This window comes from Lysinibacillus sp. NPDC093216 (genome assembly GCF_050280325.1).
Taxonomy (GTDB): Bacteria; Bacillota; Bacilli; order Bacillales_A; family Planococcaceae; genus Lysinibacillus.
Genome location: NZ_JBNNVB010000039.1, coordinates 1 through 17,831 on the forward strand (window position 1 = coordinate 1; position 17,831 = coordinate 17,831).

The following is a 17,831-nucleotide window of genomic DNA, read 5'->3' on the forward strand; positions in this document are numbered from 1 at the left end:
TGATAACGCCTTCGTGACCAACCTCGTGTTGGCCCGAGACCCTGGAGCGAGCAACGCGAGTGAAGCGGCTCATCGGACGCCCCCAGGAAAGCGCCCAGTCGGAACGGAAATCAACCCCTCGCTTTGCTGAAGCACCATATTTTTTTACATGCTACATTAATTTCACAGATACATTTATTTCCCAAAAAGTAAAAATCCGACTAGTGTTAGTCGGATTTTTTTACTTTCTTTTCTTTTTTAAAAATGTTGATACATGTACGCGTAATACTACTTACAAATTTCGGCAGCTGGAACGTATATACTTTCAGGACTCTCTCCCCCTTACGCTAATCTATGCTTCTTATCATTAAACATATGCCTTGCGAGAAAGATATAGACCCTGAATTCCCTATTATTTCATTACTTGTAAAGCGAGATGTACCAAGAGAGATTTCTTCATTTGTTGTTTCATATTTTACATGCCTTAATGTCACATCTTTAATCGGCTCTTCATGTGCAAAGAAAGATAAATAACGGTATTGTTCGTCTGCTTCAATGAAGTGCTTGCCCGGCATTAAAAATTGCAACATATTTGCATGATTAATAATCTTCAATACTACCTGCGGATGCTCTTTTTGTAACCGATAAATCGAACGAACCGCTGCCTCATAATGATCTAAACGACCACCTGTAACACCTGTAAGTACAATTTCTTGCGGTGTATAGGTCAAAGCTTTTAATAACGCTAAGTCCGTATCCGTTTCATCTTTTTCTTCCTGGAATCGTTGTCTATCATTTGTATGTGCCATCACCAGCTTGTATTCCTCTTGCGATAGTGAGTCAAAATCTCCTACTGTGGCATGCGGTGTGATTCCTTGCTCGATTAAATATAGCGCTCCTCGGTCTGCTCCGATAAATAACACATCACTTTGTTCTTTATACGGGCTAAATGAACAGAGTTCCGCTCTTGGCCCACCTGCACAAACAACGACTACTGTCATTCTTGAATCGCAGCCTCACCAGCAGCTAAAATTTCCTGTAGGGCCGCGGTACGATCTTCTTTACTATAAATAGCGGAACCAGCTACAAAAATTGTTGCTCCTGCTTTGGCACAAGGAATAATAGTCTCTGCATTAATACCACCGTCAATCTCTATAGCAATATCGAGATTACGTTCTTTAATAATAGCTGCTAATGCTTCAATTTTTGGCACAACAGAATGAATGAATTTTTGCCCACCAAACCCTGGATTCACTGTCATGAACAACACCATATCAATATCTTCTAAAATGTGTTGAATAGATTCTATTGGTGTATGTGGATTTAATACAACACCAGGTTTGACTCCATACGAGCGAATTAATTGAATTGTACGGTGTAAATGGCGGCAAGCTTCTACATGCACCGTAATATAGTCTGCTCCTACATTGGCGAATTGTTCAATATATTGATCAGGATTTTCGATCATCAAATGAACGTCTAATGGTAAATCAGTTAAAGGACGAATGGCGTCTAATACAATAGAGCCAAAAGAAATATTTGGCACAAAATGACCATCCATAACATCGATATGAATAAGCTGTGCCCCTGCCTTTTCTACTTCTTTAACTTCCTCTCCTAATTTAGCAAAGTTCGCTGCTAAAATTGATGGTGCTATTTGTATCATCATTAATACCTCGGCTTTCGATCCATAATTTCTTGCATAAATTGTTTGTAGTGTTTATAACGATAGTCACGAATTTCTCCCGCCTCAACAGCTACCTTTACTGCACATTTTGGCTCCTTTAAGTGTAAACAGCCTCTAAATTTACAATCATCTGCCATACGGGCCATTTCAGGGAAGCATGCGCCTAATTCTTCTTTTTCTATTTCATCAAAATCAAACGAACTAAATCCTGGAGTATCTGCTAATAAGCCGTCACATACCTCGATTAATTCGACATGGCGAGTCGTATGTTTTCCTCGCCCTAAGCTTTGTGAAATAATTCCGGTTTTCAAATTTAAATCTGGAATCAATGTATTAAGTAGTGTAGATTTCCCAACTCCAGATTGCCCTGCTAACACGGAACTTTTTCCCTTTAAAATAGGTTGTAGACGATCAACTAATTCTTCCTCACCTTTATAGGTTTGTAGCACTGTATAATCCATGCTTTCATAATCTGCTATATAGCTTTGCAATTCCTCGCGTTCATGATCTTCTAGTAAATCCATCTTTGTTAAACAAATAATCGGATGAACATGAAATGACTCTAAAACAACTAAGAAACGATCCAGTAAAATTGTATTAAAATTAGGTTCCTTTACAGAAAACACCAAAATTCCTTGATCAATATTGGCAATTGGAGGACGTACTAATTCATTTTGGCGTTCCATAATTTTTTGAATAGTACCGTCTGATCCCTCTGTTTCCAGAGTGTATTCTACATTGTCGCCAACGAGTGGGGATTCCCCGCGATTGCGAAAAACCCCACGTCCTCGACATTGTATTAGTTGTTCTCCATCATATACATAGTAATAACCGCTTAATGCTTTACGTATTTGGCCTTGCGCCATCCAATTCCCCCTTATTTAACATCATCAATTATTGAAACTTTCTTCAGAAATAATTTGCGAGTCACGTATAATTCTATATGAGCCTACTTTGCCCTCTTCAATGACAAGCTGTATTTTATACGGTTTATTAGCCGTAATAGTAAATTCATCGGCAGCTGTTGACATTGTATGGTCTTTATCTTCAATTTCAATACGAATAGATTGCTCCATACCTTCCTCTGTTGGTTCATATGGTATTTCCACATGCACAGTTTTCACCATAGTTTTTACAGGTTTTTCGGCAGGGCCTTTACTTATAACAACAGCTATTGTAGAGCCTGGTTCAACTTCAGTCCCAGCTCTTGTCAATTGGGAAATAACACTTCCGGCAGCTATTGTATTATGATAGTCTTCACGGGCAATACTCCATTTTAAGCCTTTACTTCTTACATAGTCATCCATTTCAGCCTTCGTGTAATTCACAACATTACCTATGGTAACCATTTGTATACCTGCGCTTACTTTAAATTTCATCTTTGTATCTTTAGCGATTACCTCTTCTTGAGGTTTAGGCTCTTGATCAATAATTGTTCCTTCTCGCTCTGTTGAATGCACCCAACTTATATCCGGGTCTAAAAATTTACCACCCTTTAACATTGATTGAACTTGGCTGATTTGCTGTCCTCTATAATCTTCCACTTTCGTCGTTTCTACTCCAAGACTGACGGTTAAGTCTATTTCCGTACCTTTTACACGCTCTGTACCCTCCGCAGGGTCTGTTTCAATAACTTTACCCTTTTCAACGTCCTCATCATAACGCTCCTGAGGTTCTTTACCAACAGTAAAACCTTCAGCCACTAATTTCTTCGTAGCTTCCTCAACTGTCAAATTAGCCACACTAGGTACAGGCGTCTTTTTAGGAATAAATAGATCTGTGCCAAAATAAAGGGATAGGAAGATGGCGATAGCCGCTATTATTAGTCCAGCAACATATATTGGCCATTTTATCTTTTTCTTTACAGGTGCTGTCTTTTCCACAGGCTTCTTAGCCTCGGGTTTCGGCTTTGCTTGTGTAATTGGTTCGATTACTCTGGTCTTCGTTAAATCTTCGTCTTTACGTATAATTGGCTCTTTTATAATCGGGATAGCCTTTGTCACATCATTATCTTCCGGTATGACAAACTTTGGTTCATTGATTCGATTTGGCGATAAAATTGTTTCTAAATCTGCCTGCATTTCTTCTACAGTTGAATAACGATGAGAAGCATCTTTCGCTGTAGCTTTTAGCACAACATTTTCAACGCTTTGAGGTATTGTAGCATCGAATGCACGAACGGACGGTGTCTCGGATTGTAAATGTTTAAGCGCGATTGAAACAGCTGACTCGCCTGAAAACGGCAATTCCCCTGTTAATAATTCATATAAAACAATGCCAAGTGCATAAATATCAGATTTGTTTGTTGCCGTACCACCACGAGCCTGCTCTGGTGATAAATAATGCACCGTTCCTAGTACGGAGTTCGTTTGTGTAAATGACGTTGCACTAAGCGTCATCGCTATGCCAAAATCAGTTATTTTCACATTTCCTTCAGCGTCCATTAAAATATTTTGAGGTTTAATGTCACGATGGATAATATGATTTTCATGAGCATTGGCAATTGCTGATGTTAACTGCTTCATAATATGCACACTTCTAGCAGGAGAAATTGGTGCAAATTCCTGTATGTACTGCTTTAATGTTTTTCCTTGGACATACTCCATCACAATATAATGTAGATCACCATCATCACCTACATCATAAACACTAACGATATTTGGATGTGTAAGGCTTGTAGCAGAAAGTGCTTCACGTTGAAAACGGCGATGCAATTCATCCTCATTGGTAAAATCATAGCGTAATATTTTGATCGCTACATCACGGTTTAAAATCATGTCATGTGCTAAATAAACATTGGACATACCACCGCCACCAATTAGCCCTATAATTTTATAGCGATCACTAATTCGTTTACCTACAAGCATACTTACACCTCCTCATCTAGCCTTGTGAGTAGCACGAGGGAGATATTGTCCTCTCCCCCGCTTGCATTTGCTAATTCCACAAGTTTTCGTCCTTTTTCTTCTATTGAATCCGGATACGTAATAATTGATGCCATTTCATACACTGTAAGTTTATTGCTTAAACCGTCAGAGCAAATGAGTAAATACGATTCTGATGCTAAATCAACTTCATAAAAGTCAGGTTCGATCGATTCTTCTGTACCAACTGCTTTTAAGATGAAATTTTTCTTCGGATGCGTCAACGCTTCCTCTTCACTAATTTCACCATTTTCAACCAGAACATTTACATAGGAGTGATCTCTTGTTATTTGTTGTGCACCATCATCAAAGAAATAATACACACGACTATCACCAACATGTGCGATAAAGCAATGATTTTTTTCAATTAACACTGCAATAAACGTCGTGCCCATTCCTTTACAGTCTTCGTGTGATAAAGAATAGTCGTATATACTTTTATTCAATTGCTTGACCGCTTGTAATAACCACTCTTTTTTTGATGTTGTTGATGCAAAATGATGTGCCTCTGCCTGTAAAAAAACGGATTCTATCTGCTTCATCGCCATATCACTCGCTACATCGCCAGCATTATGACCACCCATGCCGTCTGCTACAAGTGCTAGTGCAAGCCCGTCTGGACGTTTAAAAAATGCCGCACGGTCTTCATTAATTGCTCGTTTTAACCCAATATCACTTTCGACTGTGTATTTCAACACTGGTCACCTCGTCTCTTCAGATCTCTCTTGCGCACGTAATTGACCACACGCAGCAGCAATATCAGAACCTTGCTCTCGGCGGATCGTTACGTTAATACCATTCTTCTTTAAAGTTTTTTCAAAGGCAAAAATTTGACTACGGGATGTGCGAACATAATCACGTTCTGGTACGTAGTTTACAGGAATTAAGTTCACGTGGCATTTAAGTCCTTTTATTAATGCAGATAATTCTTCTGCAATTTCAACAGAATCATTTTCACCAGACATTAAACCATACTCAAAAGTAACACGTCGGCCAGTTTTTTTAGTATAGTAACGAACGGCTTCCATTAATTCATCTAATTTATAAGCACGTGCAATTGGCATCAGTTTTTGACGATCCTCTTGGTTTGGTGCGTGCAAGGATACTGCAAAGTTAATTTGTAGTTGTTCATCAGCGAATTCGTAAATTTTAGGAACAATTCCTGATGTTGAGACAGTGATGTGACGAGCACCAATATTTAACCCTTTTTCATGGTTGATGACTTTTAAGAAGTTCATCATCGCTTCATAATTATCGAAAGGTTCTCCAATACCCATAATGACGATATGTGACACACGTTCGTCCAATTCATCTAAAGTTTGTTGTACTTTGACAACTTGCTCCACGATTTCCCCTGCTAATAAGTGACGTTTTAATCCACCTAAAGTTGACGCACAAAACGTACAGCCAATTCGGCAGCCTACTTGTGTCGTCACACAAACAGAGTTCCCATATTCATGACGCATTAATACAGTTTCAATAGAATAGCCGTCTTGTAGTTGGAATAAAAACTTTATCGTACCATCTTTAGATTCCTGTTTAATAATTGTTGACAATGTCGTTAAAGAAAAACTTGCTTCTAGCTTTTCACGTAATCCTTTTGAAAGGTTAGACATCTCTTCAAATGTTTTTACACGTTTATTATAAAGCCAATCAAAAATTTGTGCTGCACGGAATGGTTTTTCACCATTTTCCTTTAACCATTCTTCTAATTGGTCCGGCTGTAATGAGTATACCGATTCCTTTAAAGTTGGTTTTTCTTTTTTCGCGCGTCGAACAGGCTTGTCTTCCGCTTCTTCAACTAAGTCGTTAATGCGCTCATTAAATTTCTCTTGATCCACCATCAGTTGGATCCTCCTTTTTTACGAAAGGCGGCAACGAAGAAACCGTCACTACCAAAGTCTTGTGGAAAGACTTGAAGCATGCCATTTGCTTGCTTTTCCGCTAATTTTGTTGGTAAAGATTCTAGTTGTATAGCTTCCATTTCTGGATGCGTTGTTAAAAAGGCTTCTACAGTACCTTCGTTTTCCCTTTTATCTACTGTACATGTACTGTACACAAGCTTGCCATCTATTTTCAATACTTTTGTTGCAGCATCTAATAGTGCCAATTGTATTTTTTGGAGGCTTTCTAAATCTTCTTCTCGCTTTGTATATTTAATATCTGGCTTACGGCGCATAACACCTAAACCACTACAAGGTGCATCGACTAAAATAGCATCGAATGATTCTGGTTGTAGAAAATCCGGTGCCTTACGTCCATCAATCGGAGCAGTCTCTACGATATCAATCCCTAGACGATCCGTATTATGGTCGATTAAATCTAATTTATGAGGGTGAAGGTCAGTCGCTAAAATTGAACCTTCATTTTTCATAATCTCAGCTATATGTGTTGTCTTTCCTCCCGGAGCTGCACACATATCTAAGACGCGCATGCCAGGTGATGGATGCAAAACATTTGCTGGAATCATTGAGCTTTCATCCTGAATAGTAATAAGCCCTTCTTGGAATGCCTTTGTTCGAGCTGGCTGACCATTTGTTACATGTAAACATTCAGGCATTAGCTCGCTTCTCTTCGCTGCTAAACCTTCCTCTTCTATACTGGCAATCGCTTGCTCAACGCTTGCTTTCGTCGTATTTACACGTACAGTCTGCACTGGAGGTACATTATTTTCATGTAGCATTTCAGCCGCTACTTCAATACCGTAGTTATCTACAAAGCGTTGCACTAACCATTCGGGATGACTCGTTTCAATAGCAAGACGCTCAATTGGATCTTTAATGTCATCAGTAGAAGCTACACCCTGACGTAAAATAGAACGTAAAATACCGTTGACCATTGAAGCTATCCCTTTGTGACCTCGACGCTTAGCAATTTCTACAGCCTCATTTACCGCTGCATGTGGTGGGATACGTGTTAAATAATGCATTTGATATAAAGATAAACGTAAAAGCCAGCGCACCCAATGATCCACTGAGCCACGGATAAATGGCTCTAAATAGTAATCGAGTGTCATTTTATATTGTAAAGTACCATACGTAATTTCTGTTAAAAGCGCACGATCCTTAGCTTCAATTTTATGTCGCTTGATTGTTTCATTTAAAAGCAAATTACTATAGGCTTGATTTTTATCTACTGCTAACAGAATAGAAAGTGCAGCATCGCGCACATTTCCATCCCAAATTACTACGCTTTTTTTACTCATTTAAATTGGTCCCCGATCTGTAATTTAGAACCTGTACCACGCAAATATTCCTCTGCTGTCATGCGTTTTTTACCAGCTGGTTGTACATCATACAAGGCAAGTGTTGTACCATTTCCTGCTGCAACTTCAAAATAATCCTTTGAAATCGCAACAACCTCACCTGGTAAAGTATCATGCTTTGTGTTACCAACTTGTGCCCACCAAATTTTAAAGTTGCCATCTTCAAATGTTGTATAGGCAACTGGCCACGGATGAAGACCACGCACTTGATTGTATAAAGTTGTAGCATCCTTTGTCCAATCGATACGTTCTTGCTCACGTGAAATATTGCTTGCAAAGGTTACTTGTGCTTCATCCTGCACGGTACGATTATTCGTTCCATTAATAATAGAAGGAAGTGTAGCTTTTAATAAATCAGAGCCTACAGCACTTAGCTTATCAAATAGTCCACCTGTATGATCTTCCTCTTCAATTGGGATAGCCTTTTGAGATATGATATCACCTGCATCAAGCTTTTCCACCATATACATGATCGTTACACCCGTCTCTTTTTCACCATCAATAATTGCTTGGTGAATAGGTGCTCCTCCACGATACTTTGGTAAAAGTGACGCATGGACGTTAATGGAACCAAGCGGTGGTGCATCTAGCAATTCTTTCGGCAAAATTTGTCCAAAAGCAGCTGTTACGACTAGGTCAGGCTGTAAATCAATAATTTGCTGTAATTCCTCAGAACCACGTAGCTTTTCAGGCTGAATAACAGGTAAACCTAACTCCATCGCTGCTACCTTAACAGGTTGTGGTGTTAGCACACGCTTACGCCCAACTGGACGATCTGGTTGTGTAACTACAGCTTTAATATCATAACCTTCATGATGTAGCATACGCAAAATTGGCGCTGAGAAATCAGGTGTTCCCATAAAAATTATTGAAGTCATATTATTCCTCCTCTTCAGCGTACATTGCTTCAAGCTCTTCTTCAGTTAAAATGCGTTTGATTTTTGAATCAAATAGCACGCCATCTAAATGATCGATTTCATGTAAAATTGCTCGTGCATCAAAGCCTCCCGCTTCTAACTCATATACACGTCCTTCACGGTCACATGCTTCAATTTTCACATAGTCAGGTCGTTCAACCTCACCGTATAATCCTGGGAAGCTTAAGCATCCTTCAATATCTACTTCAGCGCCATCTGTTTCAATGACAGTCGGATTAATCATTTCTAAAATATCTCGTTCCTCGCCAAGCTCGACAATGGCAACACGTAATCCTACATTTATTTGCGGTGCAGCAATACCAACACCATCGTATTCAACCATTGTGTCATATAAATCATCTAGTAATGTAATAATTTCTTCATTAATTTCTTTTACTTCCGCGCACGGCGTTGATAGTACCTTTGCTGGATGTTCAACAACTTTTTTAATTGCCATCTTATGTTCCTCATTTCTATATTTAAGGTCAAGTGTGTTGATTAGTTATTTTTAACCACTCAAATTATTTAGAAGGCTCTGATTTCCGCTACGGGCTACTCGCTTTCCTGCGGGCGAGCGTCGAGCCGCTTCCTCCGCTGCGCTCCGTGCAGGGTCTCGTCTGTCTCGCTTTCCCGCGGGAGTCGAGTAGCCCTCCGCTACAATCAGTAAAAAATGGGAAAATATTAGCAAGATAGCAACAAAAAAATCTTTCTATCAGCCAATAACAAACCTATATTTACCTAATCAACACGCCTGATTTAAAGTTATACCTTATTTAATTGGACTCCATATCACTAGCTACGACTCTGTCAGCATTTAATATGCTCAGCATCATAACTCGTAGTTGATTTCCGTTCCGATTGGGCGCTTTCCTGGGGCGTTGGGGCAACAAATGTTTTATATGTGCGAAAGCACCGATTTTGGTCACGAAGGCGTTATCACAGGATGTGATGGTTTTAGCCTTCGTTCCTCTATTGCTAATCCCCAAGGAGTCGCCCAATCTCCACTCCAATCAACTTATCCTCATGACATCAGTTTTAACAAAATGTCATCCCAAACTTTGAGTGATGAATCATTTTATATAGTTGACGGATCTAAATCTACCGTCATTAATATTCCCTGTTTAATCCATTCCCCTCGATACATCGCTAAAAGGCGCTGTAATACAGGAATGAGATTTGGTTCAATTTTATATTTTATCAAACATTGATAACGATATCTATTTTGGAGACGACTAATACTTGCAGTTGTTGGTCCAATAATTGCTACCTTGTTTGATAAGTTTTCCCTTAGCCAATCCGCTGCCCTTCCAGCATACTCTGCTGCCATCATGACATCCTCATGAGATATTTGAACAAGCGCTACATAATAATACGGTGGATAGCTAGAGCGGCGACGTAAAAACATTTCACGTTCGTAAAATGGCTCGTAATCTTGTATTTTGGCCAATTCAATTGCATAATGCTCTGGTGTATACGATTGAACAATAACCTCACCATGCTTTTCATGACGTCCAGCTCTACCACTAACCTGCGTTAATAATTGGAATGTACGCTCCGCTGCACGGTAGTCAGGTAGGTGCAGAGATGTATCAGCACTAAGTACACCAACAAGCGTAATATTAGGAAAATCAAGACCTTTAGCAATCATTTGCGTCCCTAGCAAAATATTTGCCTGTCCTTCTCCAAATGCTTGCAAAATTTCTTCATGTGCACCCTTTTGCTTTGTGGTATCAACATCCATTCGGAGAACCCTTGCCTCAGGAAATAGCTTATAAATTTCTTCCTCGACTTTTTGTGTTCCCGTACCGAAATAACGAATATGCTCACTCTGGCATTGTGGACATATTTGAGGAACACGCTCCTCATAACCGCAATAATGACATTTTAATTTCTCGGTTGTCCGATGATACGTTAATGAGATGTCACAGTTCGGACATTGTACAACCGTCCCACAATCACGACAAAGCACAAAAGAAGAATAGCCACGACGATTTAAAAACAGCACCATCTGTTCTTTTTTCTCAAGCCTTATACGTATAGCATCAATAAGCTGCTCCGAAAACATAGAACGATTCCCTTTTTGAAGTTCTTCTCGCATATCGGCAATAAAAACAGTTGGTAGCGGTTGGTGCAAAGCACGTTGCTTTAAGGATAGCAAACTATATACGCCCTTCTTTGCTCTCGCAAATGATTCAAGTGCAGGCGTTGCACTACCTAATATAACAGGACATTTGTAAAATTCACTTCGCCAAATCGCTACATCTCTAGCATGATAACGAGGTGAATCTTCTTGCTTGTAGGTTGATTCATGCTCTTCATCTAAAATAATGAGGCCTAAATTTGTAAAAGGTGCGAAAATGGCTGAACGAGCTCCAACAACAACACTTACTTTTCCTTGCTGAATTTTACGCCATTCATCATACTTTTCACCGACAGATAAGCCACTATGCATCACAGCAACCATCTCACCAAAACGACTACGAAAACGCTCTGTCATTTGTGGTGTTAATGATATTTCAGGCACTAGCATAATGGCTTCCTTACCTTCATCTAACACCTTTTGTATCGCTTGCAAATATATTTCAGTTTTACCGCTTCCCGTGACGCCGTGTAGTAAAAAAGTTTGCGCCGTCTGTTCTTCCATCGACCCGTTAATAGCCTTAAGTGCAATGTGCTGTTCTTCCGTCAATTGTAAAGATTGCGTACGGGAAACCTCCTTCGTAAAGGGGTCACGATACACCTCTTCTTGTATAAAATGGGCGGCCCCTTTGTCAATAACCGACTGTAATACCGCGGGAGATGCACCTGTTTCCTCATAGATTTTCTGTGGCAAAAGGACCTCTCCAAGATGTTTGTCCATCCATTCAATCAGCTGACGTTGTTTAGCTGCTCTCGCTGCACTTTTCATTGCCTTGTCGATATCTTGCTGATGATCGGATATTTTGACCATCCGTATTTCTTTCACATTACCTTGCTGCTTCACAACATTTTCAATTTTTACAATTTTATTAGTAATAAGCTGTTTTAATAAAGGAAGTAATTCTGCACGCTCGAATTCTTTGAAATTAGCCTGTTGTCGTTTACCAAAAATAGCTTGCGCCTCATCTGGCAAAGCATCTTTCTCCCCTAATAAGGTTATGATTTTTTCATACTTCGCTCGAAGCGCTGATGGGAGCATGACCTGTAAGGCATCAATTTCATAACAAATCGTTTCGTTTTTCAACCACTTCGCCATTAACAGCATTTCTTCGGTCAATACCGGCTCTATATCTAAAATTTGCGCAATAGACTTTAATTTATTAGATGGTACTTCTGTTTCATTTTTTAATCCGACCACAAAGCCTAGAACATTTCTTGGCCCAAACGGTACTTTTACACGACAGCCCATCTCGATAATATGTGCCCATTCTGTAGGCACTTCATAGTCAAATGGACGATCTACATGGTATGTTGAAACATCCACTATAACCTCTGCAATCAACAAACTCATTGCTTCTCACCTTGTAATAAATATGTCCAAAATGCTTGCGCAAACTGCATGGCATTTGTCGTATCCCATATTTGACCTTTTACTTCTGCCGTGTCACTAAAATCAATCCACGTGTCAGACGTAATTGTTAACATTGGCTTTCCAATAACCTTTTGCCCAAAAGTTATTACGGTCATGCCTTCTACGGATAGTATCGGTGCCCCTTCAATTGTAGGCGTATTTGCTGCATGGATAAAAAATGCAGATGGATATTGTTTTTTATAATCTTCAAGCTGCTCAAAGAGTTTATGCACGCTTGCTTCGTCCTCATCTATAAGGATTACATTTGCCCCAAGTGTTTTTGCCTCTTTTGCTATTGCCTGACCAATTCTACTATTCGCCTGCGTACTAATTACATGGTGCTCGTCCATTGGAACATAAGACGCCCCAGCTGTAACCACTACCGTTTTACCAGCTAATAGCTTAAGCTTCTCTGAAAAAAATTCTTGCACAATCGCCGTAATTTTTTCTGGCTCCTCTAAACGACCTTTGCCAACATAGCCACATGCCAAAAATCCTTCCGAAGGCTCAATAAATTGATAGCCATCAGATTGTAACTGAGCCAAATTTCGTTTTACCGCTGGATGGTCATACATATGTACATTCATCGCTGGTGCAAGCCATACAGGGACAGTAGTTGCAAGCAAGGTCGTCGTTACCATATCGTCTGCAATTCCATTCGCCAGTTTACCTATGACATTTGCGGTAGCTGGTGCAACTAAAATTAAATCTGCCCAATCCGCCAAATCAATATGGGCAATAACACTCGAATCCTTTTCATCAAAAGTATCGAAAAAAACATCATTTTTGGACATAACTTGAAAGCTCAGCGGATTCACAAATTGTCTTGCTGATGCTGTCATGATAACCTTTACATTTGCTCCTGCCTGAGATAGCTTGCTAACTAGAGCGACAGCCTTATAAACTGCTATGCCACCTGAAACACAAAGTAAAATATTTTTATTCATGCACAATCGTCCTTTCAAATGATAAGCTCCCAAAGGAACATTCCCCGGGAGCTCTCGACATTCTGTATAATCAAAAATCCACTGCAGACTTTAACATTAATTTGGCAAAAGCTTATTTATCAATGTTAGATTTCGTCTTCATACACAGTTGACTCATCCTGTGATACTTTCGTAAGTACACCTGCCGCTACTTCTTCAAGCGCTTTCCCTACGTATTTATGGGAAACATACTTGTGTAAACGTTCAGTGTCTTGTTCCTCTTGCATTTGACGAGCACGTTTAGATGCTAGACTTACTAAAGAGTATTTTGAATCGATTTCTTTTTTTAATGTATCTACTGATGGGTATAACATAGGTTTATTCTCCTCTCAACATTGACAAATATCTTTTTTCAACACGTTCTCTACGACAATGCTCTGCTTTAATAATCGCATTTATACGATCACAAGCATTTGTCACTTCATCATTTTCAACTACATAATCATAAAGGCTCATCATTTCGAGCTCTTCGCTTGCAGTTGCAATACGCTTCGCAATAACGTCTGCTGTTTCCGTCCCTCGACCAACTAAACGGTCTTTTAATTCCGTTAAGCTTGGTGGGGCTAAGAAAATAAATAATGCATTTGGTGCCTTTTTGCGGATTTGTGCAGCACCTTGCACTTCAATTTCTAAAAACACATCACGTCCTGCATCAAGTGTTTCATTTACGTAGGCTAACGGCGTTCCGTAATAATTCCCTACAAATTCAGCATGCTCCAATAAGCCACCCTGTTCAATCAACGCTTCAAATTCTTCACGTGTCTTGAAAAAATAGTCTACACCATCTACTTCACCTTCGCGAGGATTTCGTGTTGTCATCGAGATGGAATACTCATAATTCGTATTCGGCTGAGAAAATAATTCTTTTCGCACTGTCCCTTTACCTACACCAGATGGGCCAGACAGAACAATTAATAATCCACGTTCTTTTATCATTTATTCTCTATATCTCCCTTAATTTATAACAGATACAAAGCAAGCTATTCGATATTTTGAACTTGCTCGCGCATCTTTTCTAAAATTGTTTTCGCCTGAACTACTGCAACGGCCGCCTCTGTTGATTGATTTTTTGAACCAATCGTATTGATCTCGCGGTGTATTTCCTGCATTAAAAAGTCTAATTTACGGCCAACTGAAATCGTTTCTTGTAATGTTTCTTCCAGTTGATTAAAATGACTATCTAATCGGTCCAATTCTTCAGTGATGTCCACACGTTCTGCGAATATCGCTACTTCGGCAAGTAGACGATCTTCTAACAACGCTCCATCCGCCAGTTGAGAAATTCTTTCCGATAATCGTGTACGATATTTTTCTACAGCAAGAGAGGCACATGAACGAATGTGGTTCACTTGTTCCACTAACTGTTCTTTATATTGTACAACAACATCATGCAATTCTTGCCCTTCACGCTCACGCATTTGAATGAGCTGTTCAAGTGCTTGTGAAATAGCCTTTTCAACAGCACAGAGTAAATCCTCAGGTGTAAGCTGTGGCTTTTCCTGTACAAGCGCTTGTTCAAGCGATAGTAGCTCTTGCATTGTCCATTTTTCTTCTAGTGGTACTTTACTTGCTAATTGCTCTTTTGCCTTACGATACGCTTCAATTAATGACCAATTAATTTCAATAGATTGCTCGACGTTCTCTAAATCCTTAACATAAACCATCACATCAATTTTGCCACGTGACAAAGCTTGCGAAATTAATTTCTTTGCAAAAATTTCTGCTTCAAGCCATTCTTTCGGGAATTTTGCATTAATTTCTAAAAATCGATGGTTGACCGAGCGCATTTCTACGGTTAATTGAAAGTCTGTTGTTGTTGTGACACCTCTGCCAAAACCAGTCATACTACGCACCAAGGTTCGTCACACCTTTCTTTGCATACTGGGATTATTATAACATAAGCTCTGTCATTTATGACGTGTCTCTCCGTAAAAAATTAGATCAATTTCGCCTTGGCGTAATCGCGTCCGGAGGCTCTATCTTCATTCAGTAGGTAGATAAACACCTGCTGAATGAAGATAGAGCAAAAGTTAATTCTACCACATATGAAGCTATATTTTAATATTCACCTAAAAAATGCTATGATAAACATAAGAAAAAACTCATCACCAAAAGAAGAGCTGACCTTTGGTAAATTTTATGCCATGTCCAGAAGTTGATTGAAGTGGAGACTGGGCGACTCCTAGGAATCAGCAATAGAGGAACGAAGGCTAAAACCATCACTTCCTGTGATAACGCCTTCGTGACCAGCATCGTGCTGGCCCACCGCCCCCAGGAAGCTTTGCTCTGTGCGATAGCGTAGCGACAGCAACAACAAATGTTTTATCTGCGCGAAAGCGAAGCGTCAACAACAAAGCGCCCAGCCGTAACGAAAATCAACCACAAACTATGGTGATGAGCATATAAATGGATTTAACTATAAGGTGTGTTGATTAAGAAAACCTTGTTATGCTATCGAGCGATTTTTTGTTGATATTTTGCTTAAATGTGCCCATTTTTAGCAGATTGTAGTGAAGGGCTACTTGACTCCCGCGGGAAAGCGAGACAGACGAGACCCTGCACGGAGCGAAGCGGAGGAAGCGGCTCGACGCTCGCCCGCAGGAAAGCAAGTAGCCCGTAACGGAAATCTGCACCTTTTATGTAATTTGCAATAGAAATGGTTAATCAATACACCTGTTAAAATATAAAATACGAAAGTACCAAGGATGCTTATATCGTTGGAAAGAGGAATTCATATGGCATTTGATGGCTTATTTACTTATTCAATGACAGCCGACTTACAACAATTAGTAACAGGTCGGATCACTAAAATACATCAACCAAACGCTCAGGAAGTTGTTCTACATATCCGTGCGAACGGAAGCAATCATAAATTACTTTATTCGATTCATCCTTCTTACGCACGTGTTCACCTTACCGAGCAATCTATAGAAAATCCAGCAGAACCCCCTATGTTTTGTATGCTGTTGAGAAAGCATATAGAGGGTGGTTTTATTTCTTCTATTAAACAGCACGATTTTGATCGAATTATAATAGTAGAAATTGAAAGTAAAAATGAAATAGGCGACCCTATTGTAAGGGAGTTACATGCTGAAATTATGGGCCGTCACAGTAACCTGTTATTAATAGATAAGGAACAGGGAAAAATAGTCGACAGCTTAAAGCATTTGTCACCTTCCGTGAATAGTTTCCGTACAGTTTTACCTGGTCAGCCTTATATCGCACCGCCCGCACAGAATAAATGGCACCCTCTAGCAGTAACCGACGAACAGCTTACACTGTTTTTCTCTGAACCAAAAACGGCTAAGGAAGTAGTTTCGCAATTTATTGGTTTCTCTCCTATACATGCTGAGGAATTATTATTCCGATTAGCAGATACAGATAATCGTGTAAATTGCTTTAAAAATTTTATAGCTTCCTTTAATAATGGTGGAACAAAGCCGATGTATGTAATCGCAAATAATAAAACGTACTTCTCACCAATCGCGCTTACACATTTACAAGGAGATGTAACGATTTATCCAAATGTCCATGAGCTACTTGACCGTGTATTCTTCGCTCGAGCTGAGCGTGATCGTGTTAAACAGCAGGCTGGTGATTTGGAGCGATGGCTACAAAATGAAATTGACAAGCTTATATTAAAAACTAAAAAGTTAAATAAAGACTACGAACGCGCATCTAAGCTAGATCAGTTTCAATTATTTGGAGAATTACTGATGGCGAATGTTTACGCGTTTGAAAAAGGTGTAAAGGAAGTAACTGTCACTAACTATTATAGTGAAACTGGGGATGAAGAAATCACCATTCCAGTGAGTGAACGTAAAACACCTGTTGAAAATGCTCAAAGCTATTACACAAAATACACAAAAGCAAAAAATGCCCTTATTATGGTTCAAGAACAGTTAGAAAAAACGAAAGAAGAAATTGCCTATTTCGAAATGCTTGCTCAGCAGGTACAACAAGCTGCTCCTGGAGATATTGAAGAAATTCGCGAAGAATTAGCAGAACAAGGTTATTTGAAATTACGCCATGCACGAAAAAAGAAAAAACAAGCGAAGCCTGAGCCTGAACGTTATGTCTCTTCAACAGGTGTAGCGATCTCTGTAGGAAAAAATAACAAACAAAATGACATGCTTACATTTAAAATTGCTAAACGCACAGATATTTGGTTGCATACGAAGGATATTCCAGGCTCACATGTTGTCATCCATACAAGTGAACCTGACGAAACAACATTACGAGAAGCTGCAACACTTGCTGCCTATTTTTCAAAAGCAAGAGACTCTTCCTCTGTTCCTGTAGATTACACAGAAATACGTCAGGTAAAAAAACCAAATGGCTCTAAACCTGGTTTTGTTATTTACTTTGAACAAAAGACTTTATACATCGACCCTGATGAAACTGTCATTTTACAGTTAAAAAAACAATCTTAAAGGTTGAGGCTAGGACATAACTGGATAAAACCTTAAAAAGCGCGAGAAATCAATTTTAGAAATGTTGATTTCTCACGCTTTTCTTATGTA

16 protein-coding genes are annotated in these 17,831 nt (G+C 39.4%); 1 reads left to right on the top strand and 15 read right to left on the bottom strand.

Translation table 11 applies throughout. The features are described from left to right. Nucleotides 1-206: 206 nt before the first annotated feature. From spoVM to ACQKOG_RS25195, 15 genes are all read right to left on the bottom strand, one after another. Nucleotides 207-308 (bottom strand): stage V sporulation protein SpoVM, encoded by a 102-nt coding sequence (gene spoVM, locus ACQKOG_RS25125; protein ID WP_100544041.1) that lies wholly within the window; start codon nucleotides 306-308, stop codon nucleotides 207-209. Nucleotides 309-326: 18 nt separating this feature from the next. Then, complete coding sequence (locus tag ACQKOG_RS25130; RefSeq protein WP_370075265.1) at nucleotides 327-980, bottom strand: thiamine diphosphokinase; 654 nt, start codon at nucleotides 978-980, stop codon at nucleotides 327-329. Beyond that, nucleotides 977-1,645 carry a ribulose-phosphate 3-epimerase gene (gene rpe, locus ACQKOG_RS25135; protein ID WP_427448463.1) on the bottom strand — a complete coding sequence of 223 codons (669 nt, stop codon included), beginning with the start codon at nucleotides 1,643-1,645 and terminating at the stop codon, nucleotides 977-979. Before rpe ends, ACQKOG_RS25130 begins: the two co-directional genes overlap by 4 nt. 2 nt (nucleotides 1,646-1,647) lie before the next feature. Then, entirely contained in the window at nucleotides 1,648-2,532 is an 885-nt protein-coding gene (gene rsgA / locus ACQKOG_RS25140; RefSeq protein ID WP_370075266.1) for a ribosome small subunit-dependent GTPase A, read from the bottom strand. A 24-nt stretch (nucleotides 2,533-2,556) separates the two neighbouring features. Beyond that, on the bottom strand, nucleotides 2,557-4,533 hold the full coding sequence (gene pknB, locus ACQKOG_RS25145) for a Stk1 family PASTA domain-containing Ser/Thr kinase (RefSeq protein WP_370075267.1): 1,977 nt from the start codon (nucleotides 4,531-4,533) through the stop codon (nucleotides 2,557-2,559). A gap of 2 nt (nucleotides 4,534-4,535) precedes the next feature. After that, a complete protein-coding gene (locus ACQKOG_RS25150; protein ID WP_402868268.1) occupies nucleotides 4,536-5,285 on the bottom strand; it encodes a Stp1/IreP family PP2C-type Ser/Thr phosphatase in 750 nt (249 codons plus the stop codon). A gap of 6 nt (nucleotides 5,286-5,291) precedes the next feature. Continuing rightward, a complete protein-coding gene (gene rlmN / locus ACQKOG_RS25155) occupies nucleotides 5,292-6,434 on the bottom strand; it encodes a 23S rRNA (adenine(2503)-C(2))-methyltransferase RlmN (protein WP_370075269.1) in 1,143 nt (380 codons plus the stop codon). After that, entirely contained in the window at nucleotides 6,434-7,795 is a 1,362-nt protein-coding gene (gene rsmB / locus ACQKOG_RS25160) for a 16S rRNA (cytosine(967)-C(5))-methyltransferase RsmB (protein WP_402868186.1), read from the bottom strand. The genes rlmN and rsmB overlap by 1 nt, the downstream gene beginning before the upstream one ends. Beyond that, complete coding sequence (fmt, locus tag ACQKOG_RS25165; RefSeq protein ID WP_370075271.1) at nucleotides 7,792-8,733, bottom strand: methionyl-tRNA formyltransferase; 942 nt, start codon at nucleotides 8,731-8,733, stop codon at nucleotides 7,792-7,794. The genes rsmB and fmt overlap by 4 nt, the downstream gene beginning before the upstream one ends. Nucleotide 8,734: 1 nt before the next feature. Next, nucleotides 8,735-9,229 (bottom strand): peptide deformylase, encoded by a 495-nt coding sequence (def, locus tag ACQKOG_RS25170; protein WP_049668389.1) that lies wholly within the window; start codon nucleotides 9,227-9,229, stop codon nucleotides 8,735-8,737. Between the two features lie 618 nt (nucleotides 9,230-9,847). Continuing rightward, nucleotides 9,848-12,262, bottom strand: a complete 2,415-nt coding sequence (gene priA, locus ACQKOG_RS25175; RefSeq protein ID WP_427448458.1) for a primosomal protein N' — start codon at nucleotides 12,260-12,262, stop codon at nucleotides 9,848-9,850. Continuing rightward, entirely contained in the window at nucleotides 12,259-13,269 is a 1,011-nt protein-coding gene (gene coaBC, locus ACQKOG_RS25180) for a bifunctional phosphopantothenoylcysteine decarboxylase/phosphopantothenate--cysteine ligase CoaBC (protein ID WP_402868188.1), read from the bottom strand. Before coaBC ends, priA begins: the two co-directional genes overlap by 4 nt. A gap of 125 nt (nucleotides 13,270-13,394) precedes the next feature. Continuing rightward, nucleotides 13,395-13,622, bottom strand: a complete 228-nt coding sequence (gene rpoZ / locus ACQKOG_RS25185; RefSeq protein WP_053483349.1) for a DNA-directed RNA polymerase subunit omega — start codon at nucleotides 13,620-13,622, stop codon at nucleotides 13,395-13,397. A gap of 4 nt (nucleotides 13,623-13,626) precedes the next feature. Continuing rightward, nucleotides 13,627-14,244, bottom strand: a complete 618-nt coding sequence (gene gmk / locus ACQKOG_RS25190) for a guanylate kinase (protein WP_427448459.1) — start codon at nucleotides 14,242-14,244, stop codon at nucleotides 13,627-13,629. A gap of 44 nt (nucleotides 14,245-14,288) precedes the next feature. Then, a complete protein-coding gene (locus ACQKOG_RS25195) occupies nucleotides 14,289-15,164 on the bottom strand; it encodes a YicC/YloC family endoribonuclease (RefSeq protein WP_370075274.1) in 876 nt (291 codons plus the stop codon). 879 nt (nucleotides 15,165-16,043) lie between these two features. On the opposite strand from ACQKOG_RS25195, the gene ACQKOG_RS25200 reads away from it, so the two are divergent. Further along, on the top strand, nucleotides 16,044-17,741 hold the full coding sequence (locus ACQKOG_RS25200) for an Rqc2 family fibronectin-binding protein (protein WP_370075275.1): 1,698 nt from the start codon (nucleotides 16,044-16,046) through the stop codon (nucleotides 17,739-17,741). The last annotated feature ends 90 nt before the right edge of the window (nucleotides 17,742-17,831 follow it).

Bases quoted from the DNA above. Each gene is read 5' to 3' on its own strand.
- def (WP_049668389.1), bottom strand. From the start codon at position 9,229: ATGGCAATTAAAAAAGTTGTTGAACATCCAGCAAAGGTACTATCAACG.
- rpe (WP_427448463.1), bottom strand. From the start codon at position 1,645: ATGATACAAATAGCACCATCAATTTTAGCAGCGAACTTTGCTAAATTA.
- pknB (WP_370075267.1), bottom strand. From the start codon at position 4,533: ATGCTTGTAGGTAAACGAATTAGTGATCGCTATAAAATTATAGGGCTA.
- ACQKOG_RS25200 (WP_370075275.1), top strand. From the start codon at position 16,044: ATGGCATTTGATGGCTTATTTACTTATTCAATGACAGCCGACTTACAA.
- gmk (WP_427448459.1), bottom strand. From the start codon at position 14,244: ATGATAAAAGAACGTGGATTATTAATTGTTCTGTCTGGCCCATCTGGT.
- fmt (WP_370075271.1), bottom strand. From the start codon at position 8,733: ATGACTTCAATAATTTTTATGGGAACACCTGATTTCTCAGCGCCAATT.
- rsmB (WP_402868186.1), bottom strand. From the start codon at position 7,795: ATGAGTAAAAAAAGCGTAGTAATTTGGGATGGAAATGTGCGCGATGCT.
- coaBC (WP_402868188.1), bottom strand. From the start codon at position 13,269: ATGAATAAAAATATTTTACTTTGTGTTTCAGGTGGCATAGCAGTTTAT.
- ACQKOG_RS25130 (WP_370075265.1), bottom strand. From the start codon at position 980: ATGACAGTAGTCGTTGTTTGTGCAGGTGGGCCAAGAGCGGAACTCTGT.
- rpoZ (WP_053483349.1), bottom strand. From the start codon at position 13,622: ATGTTATACCCATCAGTAGATACATTAAAAAAAGAAATCGATTCAAAA.
- priA (WP_427448458.1), bottom strand. From the start codon at position 12,262: ATGAGTTTGTTGATTGCAGAGGTTATAGTGGATGTTTCAACATACCAT.
- rsgA (WP_370075266.1), bottom strand. From the start codon at position 2,532: ATGGCGCAAGGCCAAATACGTAAAGCATTAAGCGGTTATTACTATGTA.
- rlmN (WP_370075269.1), bottom strand. From the start codon at position 6,434: ATGGTGGATCAAGAGAAATTTAATGAGCGCATTAACGACTTAGTTGAA.